This window comes from Clostridium rectalis (assembly GCF_900626095.1).
GTDB lineage: Bacteria > Bacillota > Clostridia > Clostridiales > Clostridiaceae > Clostridium_AS > Clostridium_AS rectalis.
This window is the reverse complement of record NZ_UYZZ01000005.1, coordinates 159,609-179,351: the sequence shown is the minus strand read 5'-3', so window position 1 is coordinate 179,351 and position 19,743 is coordinate 159,609. Positions and strand designations below refer to the sequence as shown.

Annotated in this window: 20 protein-coding genes, 1 tRNA gene and 1 pseudogene; 17 read left to right on the top strand and 5 right to left on the bottom strand. The window is 27.4% G+C overall.

Annotation, left to right across the window (positions count from 1 at the left end; all coding sequences use genetic code 11):
* Positions 1–29: 29 nt before the first annotated feature.
* Both EJL03_RS09910 and EJL03_RS09905 read left to right on the top strand, forming a co-directional pair.
* Complete coding sequence (locus EJL03_RS09910; RefSeq protein WP_125153819.1) at positions 30–446, top strand: hypothetical protein; 417 nt, start codon at positions 30–32, stop codon at positions 444–446.
* Positions 447–468: 22 nt separating this feature from the next.
* Positions 469–1,041 (top strand): flavodoxin family protein, encoded by a 573-nt coding sequence (locus EJL03_RS09905; RefSeq protein ID WP_125153818.1) that lies wholly within the window; start codon positions 469–471, stop codon positions 1,039–1,041.
* A gap of 34 nt (positions 1,042–1,075) precedes the next feature.
* On the opposite strand, the gene EJL03_RS09900 is transcribed toward EJL03_RS09905, so the two are convergent.
* Positions 1,076–1,228 carry an aspartyl-phosphate phosphatase Spo0E family protein gene (locus tag EJL03_RS09900; protein ID WP_164509060.1) on the bottom strand — a complete coding sequence of 51 codons (153 nt, stop codon included), beginning with the start codon at positions 1,226–1,228 and terminating at the stop codon, positions 1,076–1,078.
* A gap of 391 nt (positions 1,229–1,619) precedes the next feature.
* Between EJL03_RS09900 and glpX the strand changes: the two genes are divergently transcribed.
* The 6 genes from glpX to EJL03_RS09870 all read left to right on the top strand — a co-directional run bounded on the left by glpX (position 1,620) and on the right by EJL03_RS09870 (position 8,673).
* Complete coding sequence (gene glpX / locus EJL03_RS09895; protein ID WP_125153816.1) at positions 1,620–2,591, top strand: class II fructose-bisphosphatase; 972 nt, start codon at positions 1,620–1,622, stop codon at positions 2,589–2,591.
* A 192-nt stretch (positions 2,592–2,783) separates the two neighbouring features.
* Positions 2,784–4,565, top strand: a complete 1,782-nt coding sequence (locus EJL03_RS09890; protein WP_243108699.1) for an N-acetylmuramoyl-L-alanine amidase — start codon at positions 2,784–2,786, stop codon at positions 4,563–4,565.
* Positions 4,566–4,724: 159 nt separating this feature from the next.
* Positions 4,725–5,654, top strand: coding sequence for an HPr(Ser) kinase/phosphatase (gene hprK, locus EJL03_RS09885; protein ID WP_125153814.1), 930 nt, complete (start codon positions 4,725–4,727; stop codon positions 5,652–5,654).
* The gene (locus EJL03_RS09880) at positions 5,644–6,195 is read left to right on the top strand and encodes a 5-formyltetrahydrofolate cyclo-ligase (RefSeq protein WP_125153813.1); all 552 of its coding nucleotides are present in this window, start codon (positions 5,644–5,646) and stop codon (positions 6,193–6,195) included. The genes hprK and EJL03_RS09880 overlap by 11 nt, the downstream gene beginning before the upstream one ends.
* Before the next feature lie 9 nt (positions 6,196–6,204).
* Positions 6,205–7,146: a magnesium transporter CorA family protein gene (locus tag EJL03_RS09875; protein ID WP_125153812.1), complete on the top strand. Its 942-nt coding sequence runs from the start codon at positions 6,205–6,207 to the stop codon at positions 7,144–7,146.
* Between the two features lie 126 nt (positions 7,147–7,272).
* Entirely contained in the window at positions 7,273–8,673 is a 1,401-nt protein-coding gene (locus EJL03_RS09870; RefSeq protein ID WP_125153811.1) for an aminopeptidase, read from the top strand.
* An 88-nt stretch (positions 8,674–8,761) separates the two neighbouring features.
* Here the strand turns inward: EJL03_RS09870 and EJL03_RS09865 are convergent, their stop codons facing one another.
* Both EJL03_RS09865 and EJL03_RS09860 read right to left on the bottom strand, forming a co-directional pair.
* Positions 8,762–8,941 (bottom strand): IS3 family transposase, encoded by a 180-nt coding sequence (locus tag EJL03_RS09865; protein ID WP_423243343.1) that lies wholly within the window; start codon positions 8,939–8,941, stop codon positions 8,762–8,764.
* Positions 8,915–9,426, bottom strand: a pseudogene (locus EJL03_RS09860) (HTH domain-containing protein); the annotation flags it as partial. The pseudogene EJL03_RS09860 and the gene EJL03_RS09865, both read right to left, overlap by 27 nt.
* Before the next feature lie 248 nt (positions 9,427–9,674).
* Between EJL03_RS09860 and EJL03_RS09855 the strand changes: the two are divergent.
* From EJL03_RS09855 to EJL03_RS09820, 8 genes are all read left to right on the top strand, one after another.
* Positions 9,675–10,991 (top strand): DUF512 domain-containing protein, encoded by a 1,317-nt coding sequence (locus EJL03_RS09855; protein ID WP_125153809.1) that lies wholly within the window; start codon positions 9,675–9,677, stop codon positions 10,989–10,991.
* On the top strand, positions 10,991–12,307 hold the full coding sequence (der, locus tag EJL03_RS09850; RefSeq protein WP_125153808.1) for a ribosome biogenesis GTPase Der: 1,317 nt from the start codon (positions 10,991–10,993) through the stop codon (positions 12,305–12,307). Before EJL03_RS09855 ends, der begins: the two co-directional genes overlap by 1 nt.
* A 4-nt stretch (positions 12,308–12,311) precedes the next feature.
* Entirely contained in the window at positions 12,312–13,307 is a 996-nt protein-coding gene (locus EJL03_RS09845) for an NAD(P)H-dependent glycerol-3-phosphate dehydrogenase (protein WP_206427358.1), read from the top strand.
* A gap of 136 nt (positions 13,308–13,443) precedes the next feature.
* A complete protein-coding gene (gene spoIVA, locus EJL03_RS09840) occupies positions 13,444–14,922 on the top strand; it encodes a stage IV sporulation protein A (RefSeq protein ID WP_125153806.1) in 1,479 nt (492 codons plus the stop codon).
* Between the two features lie 107 nt (positions 14,923–15,029).
* Positions 15,030–15,105 (top strand) — tRNA-Pro (locus EJL03_RS09835).
* 217 nt (positions 15,106–15,322) lie between these two features.
* A complete protein-coding gene (locus tag EJL03_RS09830; RefSeq protein WP_125153805.1) occupies positions 15,323–16,666 on the top strand; it encodes a CCA tRNA nucleotidyltransferase in 1,344 nt (447 codons plus the stop codon).
* A 71-nt stretch (positions 16,667–16,737) separates the two neighbouring features.
* Positions 16,738–17,502, top strand: coding sequence for a SatD family protein (locus EJL03_RS09825; protein ID WP_125153804.1), 765 nt, complete (start codon positions 16,738–16,740; stop codon positions 17,500–17,502).
* A gap of 2 nt (positions 17,503–17,504) precedes the next feature.
* Positions 17,505–18,341, top strand: a complete 837-nt coding sequence (locus EJL03_RS09820; protein ID WP_125153803.1) for a DUF3307 domain-containing protein — start codon at positions 17,505–17,507, stop codon at positions 18,339–18,341.
* On the opposite strand, the gene EJL03_RS09815 is transcribed toward EJL03_RS09820, so the two are convergent.
* The gene (locus EJL03_RS09815; protein WP_125153802.1) at positions 18,315–18,713 is read right to left on the bottom strand and encodes a SatD family protein; all 399 of its coding nucleotides are present in this window, start codon (positions 18,711–18,713) and stop codon (positions 18,315–18,317) included. The genes EJL03_RS09820 and EJL03_RS09815 overlap by 27 nt on opposite strands.
* 240 nt (positions 18,714–18,953) lie before the next feature.
* Here EJL03_RS09815 and EJL03_RS16090 point away from each other — a divergent pair, with 240 nt between their 5' ends.
* The gene (locus EJL03_RS16090; protein WP_164509059.1) at positions 18,954–19,124 is read left to right on the top strand and encodes a hypothetical protein; all 171 of its coding nucleotides are present in this window, start codon (positions 18,954–18,956) and stop codon (positions 19,122–19,124) included.
* Positions 19,125–19,189: 65 nt separating this feature from the next.
* On the opposite strand, the gene EJL03_RS09810 is transcribed toward EJL03_RS16090, so the two are convergent.
* On the bottom strand, positions 19,190–19,738 hold the full coding sequence (locus EJL03_RS09810) for a restriction endonuclease (RefSeq protein WP_125153801.1): 549 nt from the start codon (positions 19,736–19,738) through the stop codon (positions 19,190–19,192).
* Between the last annotated feature and the right edge of the window lie 5 nt (positions 19,739–19,743).

Sequence of the window (19,743 nt, the reverse complement as noted above, 5' to 3'; positions counted from 1 at the left end):
TAGGATATTCTATATCCCTATTTAATAATTTGAAAGTAAGTGATATTATGAATAAAGAGAGTATAGAAGAATTTTTAGTTTGTAACGGATTAAGTGAAGTGGAAAAATTAGATTATAAAGATGAAAAATTTCTATTATTTAAATGTTTATATGAATTTGATGAAGATGAAATTGATGCAGCTAAGGCTTATGCTGATGATGAATGTGAGGAAAAGGATATAGACATTTGGAGAAAGAAATATATAATTTCTTATTTAAAAGAGCTAGCTATAGATACTGTAGAAGAATTAATTGAGGAAATAGAAGAAAAGTTACAATTAAAATGGAAACTTGTTTTTTTATGTATGGATGAGGAAAATATGGAGTTTAGTAAGTTTTTAATAGTTTTTAATAAATATTATAATGAAATTAATATACAACAGATTTTAAAATATTTACATTTGTAAAGTAAAAAGGGGGATGATAAAAATGAATACTTTAGTATTTTTTGCTTCGCCAAATACCAAAGGTAATACATATACGTTAATGAAAAGGTTTTTAGAGGGTATAGATGGGAAAATAGATATAATAGAAGTATATGAAAAGAAAATATCTCCTTGTGTTGATTGTAAATTTTGCTATTCTAAAGAGCAATGTTCAATAAAAGATGATATGATAGATGTTTATAATAAAATAAGTAATAGTGATTTAATAGTTGTTGCAACACCAATGTATTTTTCTAGTGTCCCAGCACCTATGAAAGCCCTTATAGACAGACTTCAGGTTTATTGGAGTAAGAAGTACATAAGAAATGATAGAAATTTCATAAAAATAAAAAAGGGCATAATATTAGGTACTTCAGGAATTAGTTGGAATAATATGTTTAATCCATTGGAGTCAGTATTAAATCAAGCATTTGCTGCAATGGACGCAAAAAAAATAGAAAAAATATATGCAGTAGATACAGATGAAATACCTGTAGAAAAAAATCATAAAGTATTACAGGATGCATACAAATTGGCTATAAAAATTTCACAAGAATTTAAGAAAAACAATCTTTAAACCAGAAGATAAACTTCTGGTTTTATTTTTAAAATTACCCTTTAATTTTTTCATATTCTGTTAAAAGCTTGTCTAGTTTTTGGCTACAATCTACAACTTTTAAATCTGTAAGATTATTATGGGCAACAAGAGAATGTAAATAAGATCTTAATGATTCAATTTTAAATAATAAATTACTAGAATTCAATGTTATTTACCACCTTATTACTTAATTTTAGAACATACTATTATATTTTAACAAATTTTCTCATTTAGTGAAGAAAAATCGTAAAACAGAAATATACAAATTAGTACAAATATAAACAGATGTTTGGAAATAAAATAAGTGAAGAATTAATAAATTTAAATTTATTTGTATTAAATTAATTATATATATCATAATTAGTATAAACTATGTGTTGAAAAAATATATTTATCACATATAAGTGTAATAATACTTGTACTAATACTGAAATATGATATAATATTTACGTAAATTACATATAATATGAGAGAATTTTTTTGAAAAAAGGAAATGTGATACACTATTTAACGTTTAAATTATAATTGATATAGAATATTCCAAGGAGGTATGTTAAATGATAAATCAAGATGTAGCTATGGGATTAGTTAGAGTAACAGAAGCTGCAGCTCTTTGTTCAGCTAAATATATGGGAAGAGGGGATAAGATAGGGGCGGACCAAGCAGCAGTTGATGGAATGGAAGGTGCATTTTCTATGTTACCAATAAGGGGAACCGTTGTAATTGGAGAGGGAGAAATGGATAATGCGCCTATGCTTTATATAGGACAAAAATTAGGTATAGGTAAAGATGAGATGAAGGAAATGGACATAGCTGTGGATCCAGTAGATGGTACAGTACTTATAGCTAAAGGACTTCCCAATGCAATAGCAGTAGTAGCTATGGGACCTAAAGGAAGTTTATTACATGCTCCTGATATGTATATGAAAAAAATAGCAGTTGGGTCAGGTGCTAAAGGGGCTATAAACATTAAAAATTCAAATAAGGAAAATATAATTAATGTTGCTATGGCATTAAATAAGGACGTAACAGAACTTACTGTTATGGTCCAGGAGAGAGAAAGACATAAGTGTATAATAAAGGATGCTAGAGATGTGGGTGCTAGGGTAAAACTTTTTTCAGAAGGAGATATAGCAGCTGTACTTGCCTGTGGATTTGAAAATACAGGAATAGATTTAATGATAGGAACAGGAGGAGCGCCAGAAGGAGTTATAGCGGCGGCAGCAATAAAGTGTATGGGTGGCGATATGCAGGCACAATTAATCCCTCAAAATCAAGAAGAGATTGAAAGATGTAAATTTATGGGTATTGATGATGTAAATAAAGTATTATATATAAGTGATTTAGTAAAAAGTGAAGATGTTTATTTTGCAGCAACGGCTATTACTGATTGTGATTTGTTAAAGGGAGTAGTTTATTCAAAAAATAACTGGGCAACTACTAATTCTGTAGTAATGAGGTCTAAAACTGGTACTATAAGATTTGTAACAGCGGATCATCAGCTTTTAAGAAGTAATTTAATAGTTTAATTGTATAGATAAAAGACTATATGAAAATATATTTTCATATAGTCTTTTAATAGTTTTACAAATATTAAATGTAGAAATTTTTAAATTTAAATGTAAAAATCTTAGTTTTTATATTATAATAGACTTAAAGTATAATATATGTTATATAGTCTAATTTTATGTAATACTATAATTGGTTATGGAGGTGTTTTTGTGAAAAACAAAAGATGGACTAGTGTATTTGTAATTTTGGTGTTTATATTTAATTTTTTTGTTGGTTTTGTGCATATAAAAGCAGCAGATATATATGATGACAAGGGTACGAAAACAAATATTGATTGCAATAAAAATTGGACAATAAAATTTAATATGGAGTTAGATGAATCTACAGTTAATACTGAAAATGTAGTAGTATTAGATGAAAAATCTAATAAAGTATCTGTAAAGGTTACTTTAGGAAATGATAAAAAATCAATTGTGGTAACTCCAAACTCTTATTATGCAACTGGTAAAACATATAGTTTAATAATAAAAGATGCTGTTAAAACTATATGGGGAAATAATTTGAAGAAATCTGCTAAAATGAATTTTACTATAAAAAGTGAAGAAGAAGTAAATAGTCAATATACTGTTTGTATAGATGCTGGCCATGGCGGGTTTGATGATGGGAATGTATCTGCAGCTGGTTCTAAAGAAAAAGATATTAACTTAGCTATAGCCTTGAAAACGGGAAAAATTTTAAAGGATAATGGAGTAAATGTAGTATATACAAGAACAAGTGATTCAGTTTCTTGGAATAAAAATAATGAATTACAAGGGCGTTTTGACATTTCAAATAATGCAAAGGCAGATTATTTTGTAAGTTTGCATTGTAATACGTATACAGATACTAATGTGAATGGAATAGAAACTTATTACTCTGATTGGGATACTACTTCTCAAAAGATAGCTAAAGAAGTTCAAAATAAGATAGTTAGTAAAACTTTAAGGAATGATAGAGGAATAAAAAGTGCCCTTTCAAATCATGAAATATTAAGAGGAACTACAGCTCATGCAATTATGGTTGAGTTAGGATTTATATCTAATCCTTTAGAGGGAAGTATTATGGATAGTAGTAATTTTCAGCAAAATAGTGCAGAAGGCATAGCGGAAGGCATATTGAAATCCTTAAACTTAATAGATAAAAGTAAAAATATAACTATTAATTCCATATCAAATATTAATAATAGTATTACAGTTGGACAACCATATTCATTGCCTACTAATTTACAGGCAAATATGAGTGATGGTAGTACAAAAAATGTAGGAGTTATTTGGAATGTAAAATCTGCTAATACGTCTATAGGAGGTACTTATACATTTAAAGGAAAGGTAGCTGGATATGCAAAAGAAGTTATATTAACTTTAAATGTTATAGGAGGTTCAGGGGGAAGTAATGTAATTTGTATAGATCCTGGACATGGTATTGGCAGGGACATTGGTGCTACTGGTGTTGGAGGTCTTCATGAGGATGATGTTACCTTGAATGTAGGACTTAAAGTAGGGAAAATATTAGAAAGTAACGGTGTAAAAGTTGTATATACAAGAACAAAGGATGAAAGATTTAATCCTTTAAGTGTAACGGAAAGTTTACAAAGACGTTGTGATACATCAAATAATGCCAATGCAAAATATTTTGTTAGTATACATTGTAATTCTTTCGAAAGTTCAGGGGCATATGGAACTGAAACTTTATATTTTACAGATAGCCAGGAAAGTAAAAGATTAGCTAATGCTATACAAAGTAACATAATAAAAGAGGTTGGTACAACTGATAGAGGTTTAAAGGATGGAAACTGGTTATATGTTGTAAATAATACAAAGGCAACAGCTGTGTTAACAGAGTTGGGGTTTTTGACTAATCCTGGCGATGCTCAGAAATTAACTAATAATACTTATTTAGATAAATATGCCAAAGCAATTGCTAATGGTATACTACAATGTTTAGGAAAATAATAAAATAATATTGTTAAATTTGTTAGGCTCATATAAACTGTTTCTAGTAAACAAAATAATATGAGTCTAAAATTTACTCCAAAAATATATAAAAATAACTTTATGTAAATATTATTCTTTAATATAGTAAAAGTTATAGTTGAGAAGAGGTGTATTAAGATGGCAGTAACTGTTGAGGAATTAATAAGGGATTTAAAATTAGAAGTTATAAACAATGGAAAAGAAAATATAGAAATAGATGTAAGTGATATAAATAGACCAGGACTTCAGTTTTCAGGATTTTACAACTATTTTGCAAACGAAAGGGTTCAGCTTATAGGAAAGGCTGAATGGAGTTTTTTAGATGTAATGAATTCTGAACTTAGAAAAAAGAGACTAAAAAAGTTTTTCCAATTCGAAACTCCGTGTATAATAATTACCAGAGATTTAGAACCCCATGAGGAATTTATGGAAAATGCTAGGGAGTATAATAGATGGGTTTTGAGAACAGGAAGCATATCAACTAGATTTATAAGTAAACTTATGAATTACTTAGACGAGAGGTTAGCACCAGAAACTAGGCTTCATGGAGTGTTAGTAGATGTATATGGAATAGGGATTCTTATTACAGGTGAAAGTGGTATAGGTAAAAGTGAAACGGCATTAGAATTAATCAAAAGGGGCCATAGATTGGTAGCAGATGATGCGGTAGATATAAAAGAAATTGATGGGAAATTAATAGGCAGATCACCTTATATAACTTCAGGCATGATGGAAGTTAGAGGTATGGGGATTATAGATGTACCTGCATTATATGGATTGAGTTCAGTGTTAGATATTAAAACTATAGGAATTATAATTCATTTAGAGCAATGGAAACAAGAACAAGATTATGATAGGCTTGGAATAGACGGAGAAACAATGAATATACTTAATAGACCAATAAAAAAGATTACGTTACCTATAAGACCTGGTAGAAATATTGCAGTAATTATAGAAGCTGCTGCGGTTAATTACAGATATAGTCTAAATTCTGACATTACACCTGTTGATACCATAAATAGGAGGATGGATGAGGAAAGTTTGAGGAGGGAAAAGGATGTTAGATAAAAAATCCTTAAGAAAACAGGTTTTGGAAAAAAGGGATGCGTTAACATATAAGGAGAGAGGATATCTAGACAAGGAAATATTTAATAAGTTAATACAGAGTAATTTTTATAAAAATTCTAACTGTATTTTTGTTTTTGTTAGTTATAAAACAGAGGTGGATACTCACTTAATAATAAAAAAAGCTCTTCAAGATGGAAAAACTGTATGTGTTCCTAAAGTTATATCTAAAGAGAAAGGTATGGTAGCGGTAAAAATAAAAGATTTTAGTGAATTATTAGTTAGTACATATGGGATTTTAGAACCAAAAATATGCAATAATTTAGTAAATCCTAAAGAAATAGATTTGGTTTTATTACCAGGAGCAGTTTTTGATGGTAATGGTGGAAGAATAGGATACGGTGGAGGGTTTTATGATAGATTTTTAGTAAATGTAAAACCATCCGTTTCTAAAATAGGATTAGCATATAAAATTCAAGTTGTTAAAAAGGTGCCTATGGATGAATTAGATATAAGAATTGATGGCATAATAACTAATGGGTGATTTTGTTAAATGAAACTTTATGATATTAATAATAATTTTAATGAAATATGTTATGAAAAAATGGATATGAATAAAGGAATTTACTGGATATGTTGTTATGTTCATGAATTAGATGATTTAAAAAACAAGTTTGATTTAAATGAGGATAATATAAAGGATTGTCAAGATTTTGAGAAAGCTACAAAAATTGAGTTCCTTAATAGTCATATTTTTGTAACTTTTAATATATTACAATACTATAGTAAAGGAGTTCATTCACGTGAGTTATATATTTTTTTAGGAAAGCATTATATAATTACTTCGTTTAAAGAAGACCTAGAATTGATAGAAAATCTTATGTTAGATATTGATGAAAATAGGAATTGTTTTATATTAAAAAATAACTCTTATCCAGCTATCTTACTATACAGTATACTTGATAGAATTATTGTTAAAAATTATCAAGTGATATCACAATTGGAAGCAGAAGCAGATAAAATAGAAATTAGTATATTAAAAAGACCTAGGCATGAACAATTAGATAGTTTAATAATGCTTAGAAGGCAAGTTTATAAGATTAGAAAATATTTAAATCCTTTAAGGTATATAGGGGATAGTTTAATTAGTAATGATAATTCTATAATAAATCAAAAACATATAGAATATTTTATAAGCTTAAATAATAAAATAGATAAACTTATGATGGCTTTGGAGAGTCTTGTTCAAGATTTAGCTTTGGTTAGAGAGGCTTTCGAGTCAGAGATAGCTAATAAGACTAATGAACTTATGAAAATTTTTACTATAATTGCTACTATATTTTTACCTTTAAATTTAATTACAAGTATGTATGGTATGAATGTACATGGAATGCCTTTTATACACTTAAATAATGGATATTATTATGTTTTAGGCATAATGGTAACAGTTTCTATATTGCTTATATGGATATTTAAAAGAAGAAAATGGTTATAATATTTTAAATTTTGTGGAAAAGATTATATATTGTGATAAAATATACATACATATAAAATTTACAGTAAGTGGAGGTGAAAATTGCTCTACTAGAATATAATAATATAATAGTAAAGCAATAGGAATATGGAAGAAAAATTAACAAAGAAGTATGAATATGCTTGGGATAAATATTCTGAGGAAGATTTAGAAAAAGTTTTTCAATTAGGAGAAGAATATAGACAATTTATGTCAAAATGTAAAACAGAAAGAGAATGTATTTGTGAATTTATAAAGTTAGCTAAACAAAAGGGATATAAAGATATCAAAGAGTTAATTGCATCAGGAAAAAAATTAAAGGCCGGGGATAAGGTGTACGCTAATAATATGGGGAAAACTCTTGCTTTATTTTTAATGGGGGATGAACCTCTTGAAAAAGGCATGAAGATTTTAGGGGCCCATGTGGATTCGCCAAGATTGGATTTAAAACAAAATCCATTGTATGAGGATACAGATTTAGCTCTTATGAAAACCCATTACTATGGAGGAATAAAGAAGTATCAATGGGTAACTTTGCCTCTTGCTATCCATGGAGTTGTTGTTAAAAAAGATGGTAGTATTTTAAATATTGTGATTGGAGATGATGATAGCGATCCAGTAATTGGTATATCAGATTTGCTAGTACATTTATCTGGCGACCAAATGAATAAAAAGCTATCTAAAGCTATAGAAGGGGAAGATTTAAATATATTAGTTGGAAGTATACCTGTAAAAGATAAGGATGCCAAGAGTAGGGTAAAATTAAATATACTAAAATTATTAAATGAAAAATACAATATTACAGAAGAGGATTTTGTTTCTGCCGAACTTGAGATTGTGCCAGCAGGAAAAGCTAGAGATTATGGTCTTGATAGAAGTATGATAATGGCATATGGTCATGATGACAGAGTTTGTTCCTATACTTCTTTTAAAGCTATGATGCAACTTAATGAAATGGATAAAACATGTGTAACTCTTTTAGTAGACAAAGAAGAAATAGGTAGTGTAGGAGCTACTGGAATGCAATCAAGATTTTTTGAAAATTCAGTAGCTGAAGTTATGAATCTTTATGAAGATTATAATGAGTTAAAATTAAAAAGAGCTTTAGCTAACTCTAGAATGCTCTCATCAGATGTAAGTGCTGCTTTTGATCCTAATTATCCTTCTGTTATGGAAAAGAAAAATGCAGCTTACTTTGGTAAAGGAATAGTATTTAATAAATATACTGGTGCTAGAGGAAAATCTGGATGTAATGATGCTAACCCTGAGTTTATAGCAGAAATAAGAAATATAATGGATAAACATAATGTTTCTTGGCAAACATCTGAGCTTGGGAAAGTGGATCAAGGTGGAGGAGGAACCATAGCATATATTTTAGCTAATTATGGAATGGAAGTAATAGACTGTGGAGTAGCTTTGCATAACATGCATGCGCCATGGGAAGTAGCTAGTAAAGCAGATATATATGAAACTATGAGAGGCTATTATGCATTTTTAGTAGAAGCTTAATTTTTATATATTTGAAAGAATAAAAGAACTATCTTTTAATTTAATAAAATGTACCCTTTGTCAAGGACATATTAAAAAAAGACTAACTCTAAACAAGATGATCTCTGTATTGTGCAGGAGTCATCTTGTTTAGATTATTCCATTGGTATCTATAATTGTTATAATATCCTATATAGCTATCTATTGCTGATTTTACTTCCTCAAGTGTATTACACTTTTTAATATCTACCTCATCTTTATTAGCTAACTTACATAAATGCGATAGCATTCGGTTAAGTTTATATTTTTTAAGAACATTCCTAATAATATTGAATATATTTTTAGATTGTATAATTATTTCTTCTTTAACACCTTCCTTTCTAACATTCCTAGCTTTTTTAGTAATTCATTTTCAGCTTTTAATAGTTTGTTTTGAACTTGAAGACGAGCATATTTTTCTTCTATAGATAGTTCTTTTTCACTTGGTCTACCACAATTAAACTTTCTAGTATCTTGTAACCTAATGGCTCCGCCACTTTTATACATGGTACGCCATCTTTTACCAGATGAGCTTACTCTTTTTATACCTAAAATTTCTATATCAAAACAACATTCTTCGAATATTTGTCTAGGAAGTTTGCCAGTTTTATTTTCGGTTATAAAATTTTTTTTGAATTCATCAGTATAAGCAATTCCTTTTGAAGTTACTTTTTTCACATACTTGTTTTTAGATAATATATTAATTTCTTCTTTAGTGAATAATTTATCGCTCATTGATAATAACCTCACATTTAATTTTCTATTTATTTTATTATACATAAAAAATCCTATGGAATAGATTTTTTTTAAATCGTCTACTCCATAGGATACATTTTAAATATAATATCAACGGCTTTTTTATATAATCAGTTACATTAAGTATTGTAATTGACTAAATAAGAAGATTAATGTAATATAACTAAAGATAGTTGTTGAAGTATTTAACTCTAAAATAGGGAAGTAAAGGTAGAGGTGGAACAAAAATGGAAAATGTAGTAGCAAAGGTACTACCCAATAGTATTGCAGAGGAAGTAGGAATAGAAGCAGGTGATAAACTTATATCTATTAATGAACAAGAAGTAAAAGATATATTGGATTATAAGTTTTTAATTTCAGATGAGGTTATAATATTAGAAATAGAAAAAAATAATGAGGAGATATGGGAAATTGAAATAGAAAAAGAATATGATGAAGATTTAGGAGTAGAATTCAAAAAATCTATTATGGATGAGGCAAAAAGCTGTCATAATAAATGTATTTTTTGTTTTATAGATCAACTTCCTAAAGGAATGAGAGAGTCTTTATATTTCAAAGATGATGATTCTAGACTATCGTTTTTACAAGGTAATTTTGTTACATTAACTAATCTAAAAGATGAAGATTTAGAAAGAATAATAAAATATAAGATAAGCCCTATAAATGTTTCTGTGCATACCACTAATCCAGAATTAAGAAAAAAAATGCTTAATAATAGGTTTGCAGGAAATGTATACGAAAGACTAAAAAAACTTACTCATGGTGGCATAACTATTAATTGTCAAATAGTATTGTGCCCAGAGATTAACGATGGAGAAGAACTAATAAAAACAGTAGAAGATTTGTATAAACTTTATCCACTAGTTAAGAATATAGCAGTTGTTCCTGTGGGGATTACAAAATATAGAGAAGGGTTATGCAATTTAAAGTTATTTAATAAAGAAAGTGCTTTGAAACAATTATATAATATAAGTAAATTACAAAACAAATATATAAGTGAAATAGGTACACCTTTTGTTAGATTATCAGATGAATTTTATTTGATTGCCGGTAAAGATATACCAGGCAGTGAATTTTATGAAGAGTTTGATCAAATAGAAGATGGTGTTGGAATGATTAGAATGTTTAGAGATAATATAGATAGGAAATTAAATAATATTAATAATAATAAAAAGGGAAGTTTTAGTATAATAACAGGAAAATCTGCATTTAAAGAAGTAAGTAGTGCATGCAATAAAGTGAAAAGTGTTAATCCTAACATAAATATTAATGTATTTAAAATTCTTAACAAATTTTTTGGAGAAGATATAACAGTAGCTGGACTTATAACCGGAGAAGATATAAAAAATCAGGTAGATAAAAATATGCTAGGAGATTATATAATAATTTCAAAAAATATGTTAAGAACAGGAGAAAATATATTTTTGGATGATATTACGATACAACAATTAGAAGAATATTTTAATAAAAAAATATTAACCTGTGAATATTCAGGAGAAGATTTAATAGAAATAATAAATAGTTACAGCGAGGAGGAAAAATAATGGGAAAACCAATAGTTGCTATAGTAGGAAGACCAAATGTAGGTAAGTCTACTTTATTTAATAAACTAGCAGGTAAAAGAATATCAATAGTAGAGGATACACCAGGGGTTACAAGGGATAGAATATATGCAGAAGCTGAATGGTTAAAGTATAATTTTACAATTATAGATACAGGTGGTATAGAACCTGAAAGTGAAGATGTAATAATATCTCAAATGAGGAGACAGGCACAAATAGCCATTGAAACCGCAGATGTTATATTATTTTTAGTAAGTGGAAAAGAAGGTATAACACCAGCAGATGAAGAAGTAGCTCAAATGATTAGAAAGAGTAAGAAACCTGTGGTTCTAGTTGTAAATAAAATTGATAGATTAAAAGAAGAAGAAAATGTATATGAGTTTTATAATTTGGGTATTGGGGAACCTATTGCAATATCATCATCACAAGCTTTAGGACTTGGGGATATGCTTGATAGAATAGTTGAAAATTTTGATGATAATTTGTTAGATGAGGAAGAGGATGAATATATAAGGATTGCATTTGTTGGAAAACCCAATGTAGGTAAATCATCCCTAGTTAACAAGTTGTTAGGCGAAGATAGAAATATAGTAAGTAATATTCCAGGTACTACAAGGGATGCAATAGACAGTTATTTAGAAACAGAAGAAGGTAAATTTATATTAGTAGATACAGCGGGAATAAGAAGAAAGAGTAAGATAAAAAATGAGATTGAGAGATATAGCGTAGTAAGAACTTATGCAGCTATAGAAAGAGCTGATATATGTATTTTAATTATAGATGCAGAACAGGGTATAAGTGAGCAAGATCAAAAGATAATAGGATATGCTCATGAAATGAGCAAAGCTATATTGGTATTAGTTAACAAATGGGATTTAATAGAAAAAGATAATAATACAATGAATAATTTTAAAAAGAAATTACAAGTAGAGTTAGCGTTTATGCCTTATGCATCTTTTCTGTTTATATCAGCTAAAACTGGTCAAAGGGTACATAAAGTGTTAGAAATGGCTAGAAATTGCTATGATAACTATAATAAGAGAATAAAAACAGGGGTGTTAAATGATGTAATAAGTAAAGCAGTAATGATGAAGGAACCTCCTGTAGTAGGACTTACAAGATTAAAAATATATTATGCGACTCAAACAGGAGTTAAGCCGCCCACATTTGTATTTTTTGTAAATAATCCTAAATCACTACATTTTTCTTATGAAAGATATATTGAAAATCAGCTTAGAGATAGTTTTGATTTTTCAGGTACAGGAATAAAAATGGAGTTTAGAGAAAGGAAGGAGTAAAATCGTGGGGAATGTTGCTTTTATCGGGGGAGGAAGCTTTGGAACAGCTCTTGCTATTATGCTAGCGAAAAAGGGCTTAGATGTTTCTATATGGGATAGAAATGATTCAGTTGTGGAAGATATAAATATAAAGAAAGAAAATATTAGGTATTTACCTAATGTTATTATACCATCTAATGTAAAAGCTTTTAAAGATTTAGAAAGGGCTGTAATAGATAAAGAGTATATTATAATCGCAATACCATCTCATGTGGTAAGAAAAATTTCAAAGGATATAAAACCTTTTACTAACAAAAATACAATTATAATAAGCATAGCAAAAGGTATAGAAGAGGAAACAGGGAAAAGACTTTCCGTTGTAATAAATGAGGAAATTATAGATAATAATGTTGTAATTCTTTCAGGACCTAGCCATGCAGAGGAGGTTGCTTTAGATATTCCTACAGCTGTTGTAGCAAGTTCGCTATCAATTAAATCTGCCCAAAAGGTTCAGGAACTATTTATGTCAAATAAGTTTAGGGTTTATACTAATGATGATATTGTAGGAGTTGAAATAGGTGGGGCTGTTAAAAATATAATAGCTTTAGCATCAGGGATTTGTGATGGTATAGGGTATGGAGACAATGCAAAAGCAGCTTTAATGACTAGAGGAATGAATGAAATTATAAGGATAGGTAAAAGACTTGGAGGAAAAGGGGAGACTTTTTCAGGATTAACAGGAATAGGAGATATGATTGTTACTTGCACCAGCATGCATAGTAGAAATAGAAGAGCAGGTATACTTATAGGTAAAGGTATGAGTATGGAGGAAGCAGTTAATAATGTAGGTATGGTTGTAGAAGGAATAAAAGCATGTAGAGCTTTTTATAAAATAAAAGAAAAACTTAATATATCTATGCCCATTACTGATATGCTTTATAAAGTTTTATTTGAAAATAAGGATGTTAAATATGGTGTATATGAGTTAATGACAAGAGATAAGAAATGTGAAACATATTAAAAAAAAACTGTTGATATTATAATATCAGCAGTTTTTTTTTATATTACTTATAATATTTTTATAAGTAAGTAATATTTTCAAGTATTAAAAAATATATATATACTGTTAATATTAGATAATGGGAGGGTATATTATCTTGGAAAATTTTGATATATACAAAGATATAGCTGAAAGAACCCAAGGAGATATTTATGTTGGTGTAGTAGGACCCGTTAGAACAGGTAAGTCGACCTTTATAAAAAAGTTTATGGAGAGTATGGTACTGCCTAATATCGAAAATGAGTATAAGAAAAAAAGGGCACAAGATGAATTACCACAAAGTTCTTCAGGAAAAAGTATTCACACAACAGAGCCTAAATTTGTTCCAAATGAGGCGGTGGAGGTAAAATTAAAGGATGGCACAAAATTTAAAGTTAGAATGGTAGATTGCGTAGGTTATATTGTAAAAAATGCATCAGGATACATGGATGGAGAAAATGCAAAAATGGTTACAACGCCTTGGTATGATTATGAAATACCTTTTGAAGAAGCTGCAGAACTTGGGACTAAAAAGGTTATAAATGAGCATTCAACTATAGGTTTATTAATCACCACAGACGGATCTATTACAGATATTCCTAGGGATGATTATTTGGAAACAGAAGAAAGGGTAGTAAAAGAATTAAAAGCCATAAATAAACCTTTTATAATAGTTTTAAATTCAAGTCATGTATATGATCCTGAAACTATTGAATTAAAAAAAGATTTAGAAGAAAAATATGATGTTCCCGTGCAAATAATGGATGTTTTAAATATGAAGGAAGATGACATAACAAATGTTTTTGGTAGAGTACTTAAAGAATTCCCAGTAAAAGAAATAAACATAGATATGCCTACTTGGATAGAAGAATTGTCTAGCGAACATTGGTTAAAAACAGATTTTATAAATCTAGTAAAAGATATGTCTAAACAAGTATATAAGGTAAGAGATGTGGGAAAAACTTTAGATAGTTTTAAAGAATTTGAGTTTTTAGGAGCATCAAACTTAAATGAAGTTAATATGGGAGAAGGAATTGCTAGGGTTAATTTAAGTCCTAAATCAGGATTGTTCTATAAAATATTAGGTGAAATATGTAATGATGAAATCAAGGGTGAAAATGATTTGATGACTATAATGCAAGAAATGTACAAGGCCAAAGTAGAATATGATAAGGTAGCTTCCGCTTTAAGGGATGTAGAAGAGACTGGATATGGATTAGTAGCACCACAACTTAGTGAAATGAAATTAGAGGAACCTGAGATGGTTAAACAAGGTAATAGATTTGGAGTTAAATTAAAGGCTAGTGCTCCATCATTACATTTCATACGTGCGGATATTGAAACAGAAATTTCTCCTATAGTTGGAACTGAAAGAGAGAGTGAGGAATTAGTTAGATCCTTATTAGAACAATTTGAAAGTGACCCATCAAAGATATGGCAAAGTAATATCTTTGGAAGATCTTTAGAAGTTTTAGTAAAGGATGGGCTTCAAAACAAATTATATAAGATGCCAGAAGATGTACAAATTAAAATTCAAAAGACATTACAAAAAATTATAAATGAAGGTAATGGAGGTCTCATCTGTATTATATTGTAAAACACTACACTTAAAAGCAGTATGTAAATATGTTTACTGCTTTTAAGTGCAAAATATTGATTTTACAAAACAATGTGGTATTATATAACATATAGTTGTTATTTTAACTGGGTATAGCGCAGGTGGTAGCGCGCATGGATGGGGTCCATGAAGTCGCAAGTTCAAGTCTTGTTACCCAGACCATTTTTTAAAAGGGTTGTTATAATACAACTCTTTTTTATTTATAAATAAAAAAATAAAAGCAAATGGTAATCCTAATTATTAATGAGATCATTGTTTCAGTTACTAGATAATAATCTTATTAAGTATGTATTACATAGAATTAAAATTATAATTTAAGGTAAATAAGATTATTTATTATATAATATAATACAGATAATATTTTAGTAGAGGTATAGAAATGAAAGATAAAAATTTTAAGATAAACATTCCTAAAGAGGTAGAATTTATTTTAAATACACTAGAAAAAAATACATATGAGGCTTATATTGTGGGGGGGTGTGTAAGGGATACTTTATTAAATAAGAAACCAAAGGATTGGGATATTACTACCAGTGCTAAGGTAGAAAAGGTAAAGGCTGTATTTAAACAATTAGGCTGTAAAGTTATAGATACTGGTATTAAACATGGAACAGTTACAATTTTAATTAATAATACATCTTATGAAGTTACTACTTATAGAATAGATGGGAAATATTCTGATGGAAGACATCCTGATAAGGTAGAGTTTACAGGTATTCTAAGAGAGGATTTAAAACGAAGAGATTTTACTATAAATGCTATGGCATATAATTATAAAGAAGGATTAATAGATTATTTCAGTGGCATTAACGATTTGAAAAATAAAACAATAAATTGTGTAGGGAATCCAATTAAGAGATTTTCAGAAGATGCATTAAGAATGATAAGGGCCGTAAGATTTTCAGCACAACTTGGTTTTGATATTGAAGGTAATACTGAGAAAGGAATAAAATGTTTAAATAAAAATATTAAGTGTGTATCTATTGAGCGTATTAGAGAGGAATTTAATAAAATACTTCTATCAGATAATATTAGTAGAATTCATTGCCTATATGACTATGGATTAATAAAGTATTTTTTACCAGAATATGTTCAGGCTATTAATAATAATTATGAAACTAGTTTAAAATTAAAAAATTATTTAATAAATAACGTATCGTGTATACCAAAATCTATACATGTAAGACTAGCTATGATTTTAAAATATATTTTAAAATTAAAGTATATTAATAATAAAAATATATTTTATGATTATGACCAATTAGCAAAGGAGTCACAAGAAATTTTAAAAAGAATTAAATATGATAAAAATACCATATATAATGTAGCTAATATAATTAAATTTTATAATTTTTCTATAGAAAATAACAAATCTATCAGAAAATTATTAAGTATACTAGGTGAAGAATTGACTTTAGATTTATTAAAAATTAAGGAACATGATATATTAAAAAATAATAATTTTAATATTAAAAAACACTATAAAAACTGCCAAAATATTAATTTAAACTTAGAAAAAATTTTAAAAGAACATCAATGTATAAACATTAAAGATTTAAGTATTAATGGGGATGATTTAATAAAATTGGGATTCAGACAGGGAAAGGATATAGGGAAAATATTAAAAGATGTTTTTATAAAAGTTTTAGATGATCCAAGTTTAAATCAAAAAGACAAATTAATAGATTTAGTTAAAAAAAATACAAAATTTAATAAAAATTAAATTTAAATACATTTTTTAGATTTGCTATGATATAATCTAAATTAAATATTATATCTAAGTGTGGTGATAAAGTGAAAATATTTGGAGTTATAAATATTGATATAATGGATTCTAGAAATTTAACCAATAGGAAGTTTATACAAAATGAATTGAGAAATTATATAAATAAATTAAATATTGAATTAAAAGATATATTATTATGTCCAATAACTATGACTCTAGGGGATGAATGGCAGATTGTTTTAAAGGATATATCTAAGAGTTACCGTGTAATAAGGATATTTCAAAATTTTTTGTATAAATATAATATACATATATATGCAGGTATAGGGGTAGGAAGTATTAGCACAGAGGTCTACAATGATTCAAGATTGATGGATGGAGAATGTTTTATAAAAGCAAGAGAAGCTTTAAATACAACTAAAAATAAAAATAGATTCTATAATAAAAAATTAAATAGTACAAAAAATAATATATATTTTAATGCTAAGGAAATTGGATTTGTAAATGAGACAAAAGAAAGTTTTATTTTACCTGAAGTTGCTGTAACCTCTGATTTATCCATGGAAAAACAATTATCTGTAAATAAAATTATAAATTCATTTATTGAAAATAATGAAGTGATAAAAAGTAGGGTAACTAATAAACAATTGGAAATAATTCAACTTTATGAAAGGCTTGGATCTTATAATAATATAGTAAAAAATAATAAAGATACTTCTAAAGCAGATATAAGCCAAAAATTAAATGCTTCTAATTATTTTGTAATAAATAATAATAATTTAATTATAGAATTACTGCTAAATTTATACTTGAATTTTAGAAGGTATAATTAAAGATGTATATTAGGATTATGTTACTTTTTATATTAAGTCATTTTATCTGTGATTTTATTTTTCAAGGGGAAAAGATTTTAGAATTAAGGGCAAGTAAAATTTTTAAAATTAATATAGTGGGGAATGTAGTTCATAGTTTAATACACTTAATTAATATGTTTTTTATTTTAAGTATATACTATATTTATGATCCATCTATTTTATATTATAATCATTGTTGTTTGGTTATAGCATTTTTTCATTTGGTATTTGATGAAATGAAAACAATAATTGTTATTACTAAACCTTCATTAGGGAATAGTGCAATATTATTTTTAATTGATCAACTATTGCATTTTTTAGTGATAGTTTTAAGTATATTAAAATATCATAACTCTAGTTTACAAGAGGATATAACTTATATAATAAAAGAATATCCTAGTAGCATAAATATATTTGATAAATATATTATAATTTTAATTGTTTTTATTTGTTCAACTTGGGTTACTGGAATTTTTATACACAAGTATATTGAAAACTTAAACTTAAAACATTATAAAGGGCTTATAGATAACAGGTTTATTATAATAAAAAAAACAGGATGTGTTTATTTAGGCACAAAAAATGGAGGATTTATAATTGGTATATTAGAAAGAATATTTATTTTGATTGTTATGTGTATTGGACAACCCCAAATGATAGGCTTTGTCCTTACAGCAAAATCCATAGCTAGATTTAAAAAATTAGATGATAGTAGTTTTGCAGAATATTTTATTATGGGTACGTTTTTAAGTTTTATAATGGCTATAATTGGAGGGATAATAATTAAATCTTTAAACGTTATTCCAATCATCAAATAATATAACTAAAGGAAGATTATTTCTTTTAGCGTATTTTATTGCATCTCTAGCTCTATAAAATGAGGGACCATCTAATTGATTTACAGTTAGTTCAAAATTATGAACATATACAGTTCCTATACCTATTCCTGTATAAAATTCTATGTTGTTTATAGAATTTTTAAAGAATTTAAGTATAGTTTTGTAATCACAAGGGTATTTTAAGAGTCCTTGCCATTCATCACCAGTAGTTATTAGAAATGGAGAAATAATAGTATCCTTGAATTCAATATTGGTTTTTTTTAACATATCTATGATTTTATATTGCAGTTCTTCTCTATTTTTTAGTTTTCTTGAAGATTTTATATCACAAATTAAGGTACAATACAACATAATTACCTCCTACGTTACACAGTATAGGTTTAAATATTAACTTAAGTTAGGTTAATATTTTAATCTATACTTTTTTATGTTAAATTGTTTAATAATAAAATATTCTTTATATTATAGTATGAGCATGTTTTTTAAAAGTGATTGACAAATATTTAAGAACAAACTATTAGATTTATAAATATAATAATATAAAGCTTTATACAAACTTATATATAATAGGGAAAGAAAGTAGGTGGGCATATGAAATGCAATTCTAGAGAAATTGCTGTTGCTGCCAATGCAATTGCATTAATATTATCAAAGGATAAAACAGCAGATGAGCTAAATGTATTGGGGAACTTAATAGTTGCAGTTGGAAGTTTAATTTTAACCATAGCAGCTCAAGAGGAAAGTAATTCTTCAAAGTCATGAAATACATAAAGAAAATAGATAAATTACTAATAATAAGCTGTTAATAATAACAGCTTATTATTGTACTAAGTACGATTTTTTATATTACTTGGTAAATTAAAATTATAATTAAGTTCATTATGTTGTATGATATCGCTACCATCAATTAGTCTTATGTTATAATTCGAGGGTAATTTTTTAAAGAATTTAATAGCAGAAGGTGAAAAAGTTTCCGTTGTTATAATCATAATATTATATATTTTTTTAGGAAGTATATATCCAATTAGAGTTTTTACTTCATTTTCAGTGATTTGAGAGATGGTATTGTTATTTTTACAATATATAATATATTTTGAGGTGCCGTTAGAGGCCTTAATAATGGGCCATTTATCAGAAGTAATATTTATATTTGAAAAACCCATTTTTTCTATGAATTCACTGCACCAATAAATAAATTCAATATCAGAGAGTGTACGTAGATCATCAATGTGTAAAATACCTCGTTTTAGTCTATCTATTGTATAATTGAAATTTATTTTATCTTTAATATAATAATAAGTTTTAACACATAAACTCATGGCATATATAATTAATGCCAAAACAAAAATTGTGTTTATATTATAAAAAAAATTCATAAGTT

What these genes read in the sequence shown, in the direction of transcription:
- EJL03_RS09905 (WP_125153818.1), top strand. Translation starts at nt 469, where the DNA reads ATGAATACTTTAGTATTTTTTGCTTCGCCAAATACCAAAGGTAATACA.
- glpX (WP_125153816.1), top strand. Translation starts at nt 1,620, where the DNA reads ATGATAAATCAAGATGTAGCTATGGGATTAGTTAGAGTAACAGAAGCT.
- hprK (WP_125153814.1), top strand. Translation starts at nt 4,725, where the DNA reads ATGGCAGTAACTGTTGAGGAATTAATAAGGGATTTAAAATTAGAAGTT.
- EJL03_RS09880 (WP_125153813.1), top strand. Translation starts at nt 5,644, where the DNA reads ATGTTAGATAAAAAATCCTTAAGAAAACAGGTTTTGGAAAAAAGGGAT.
- EJL03_RS09875 (WP_125153812.1), top strand. Translation starts at nt 6,205, where the DNA reads ATGAAACTTTATGATATTAATAATAATTTTAATGAAATATGTTATGAA.
- EJL03_RS09870 (WP_125153811.1), top strand. Translation starts at nt 7,273, where the DNA reads ATGGAAGAAAAATTAACAAAGAAGTATGAATATGCTTGGGATAAATAT.
- EJL03_RS09865 (WP_423243343.1), bottom strand. Translation starts at nt 8,941, where the DNA reads ATGCTATCGCATTTATGTAAGTTAGCTAATAAAGATGAGGTAGATATT.
- EJL03_RS09855 (WP_125153809.1), top strand. Translation starts at nt 9,675, where the DNA reads ATGGAAAATGTAGTAGCAAAGGTACTACCCAATAGTATTGCAGAGGAA.
- der (WP_125153808.1), top strand. Translation starts at nt 10,991, where the DNA reads ATGGGAAAACCAATAGTTGCTATAGTAGGAAGACCAAATGTAGGTAAG.
- EJL03_RS09830 (WP_125153805.1), top strand. Translation starts at nt 15,323, where the DNA reads ATGAAAGATAAAAATTTTAAGATAAACATTCCTAAAGAGGTAGAATTT.
- EJL03_RS09820 (WP_125153803.1), top strand. Translation starts at nt 17,505, where the DNA reads ATGTATATTAGGATTATGTTACTTTTTATATTAAGTCATTTTATCTGT.
- EJL03_RS09815 (WP_125153802.1), bottom strand. Translation starts at nt 18,713, where the DNA reads ATGTTGTATTGTACCTTAATTTGTGATATAAAATCTTCAAGAAAACTA.
- EJL03_RS16090 (WP_164509059.1), top strand. Translation starts at nt 18,954, where the DNA reads ATGAAATGCAATTCTAGAGAAATTGCTGTTGCTGCCAATGCAATTGCA.
- EJL03_RS09810 (WP_125153801.1), bottom strand. Translation starts at nt 19,738, where the DNA reads ATGAATTTTTTTTATAATATAAACACAATTTTTGTTTTGGCATTAATT.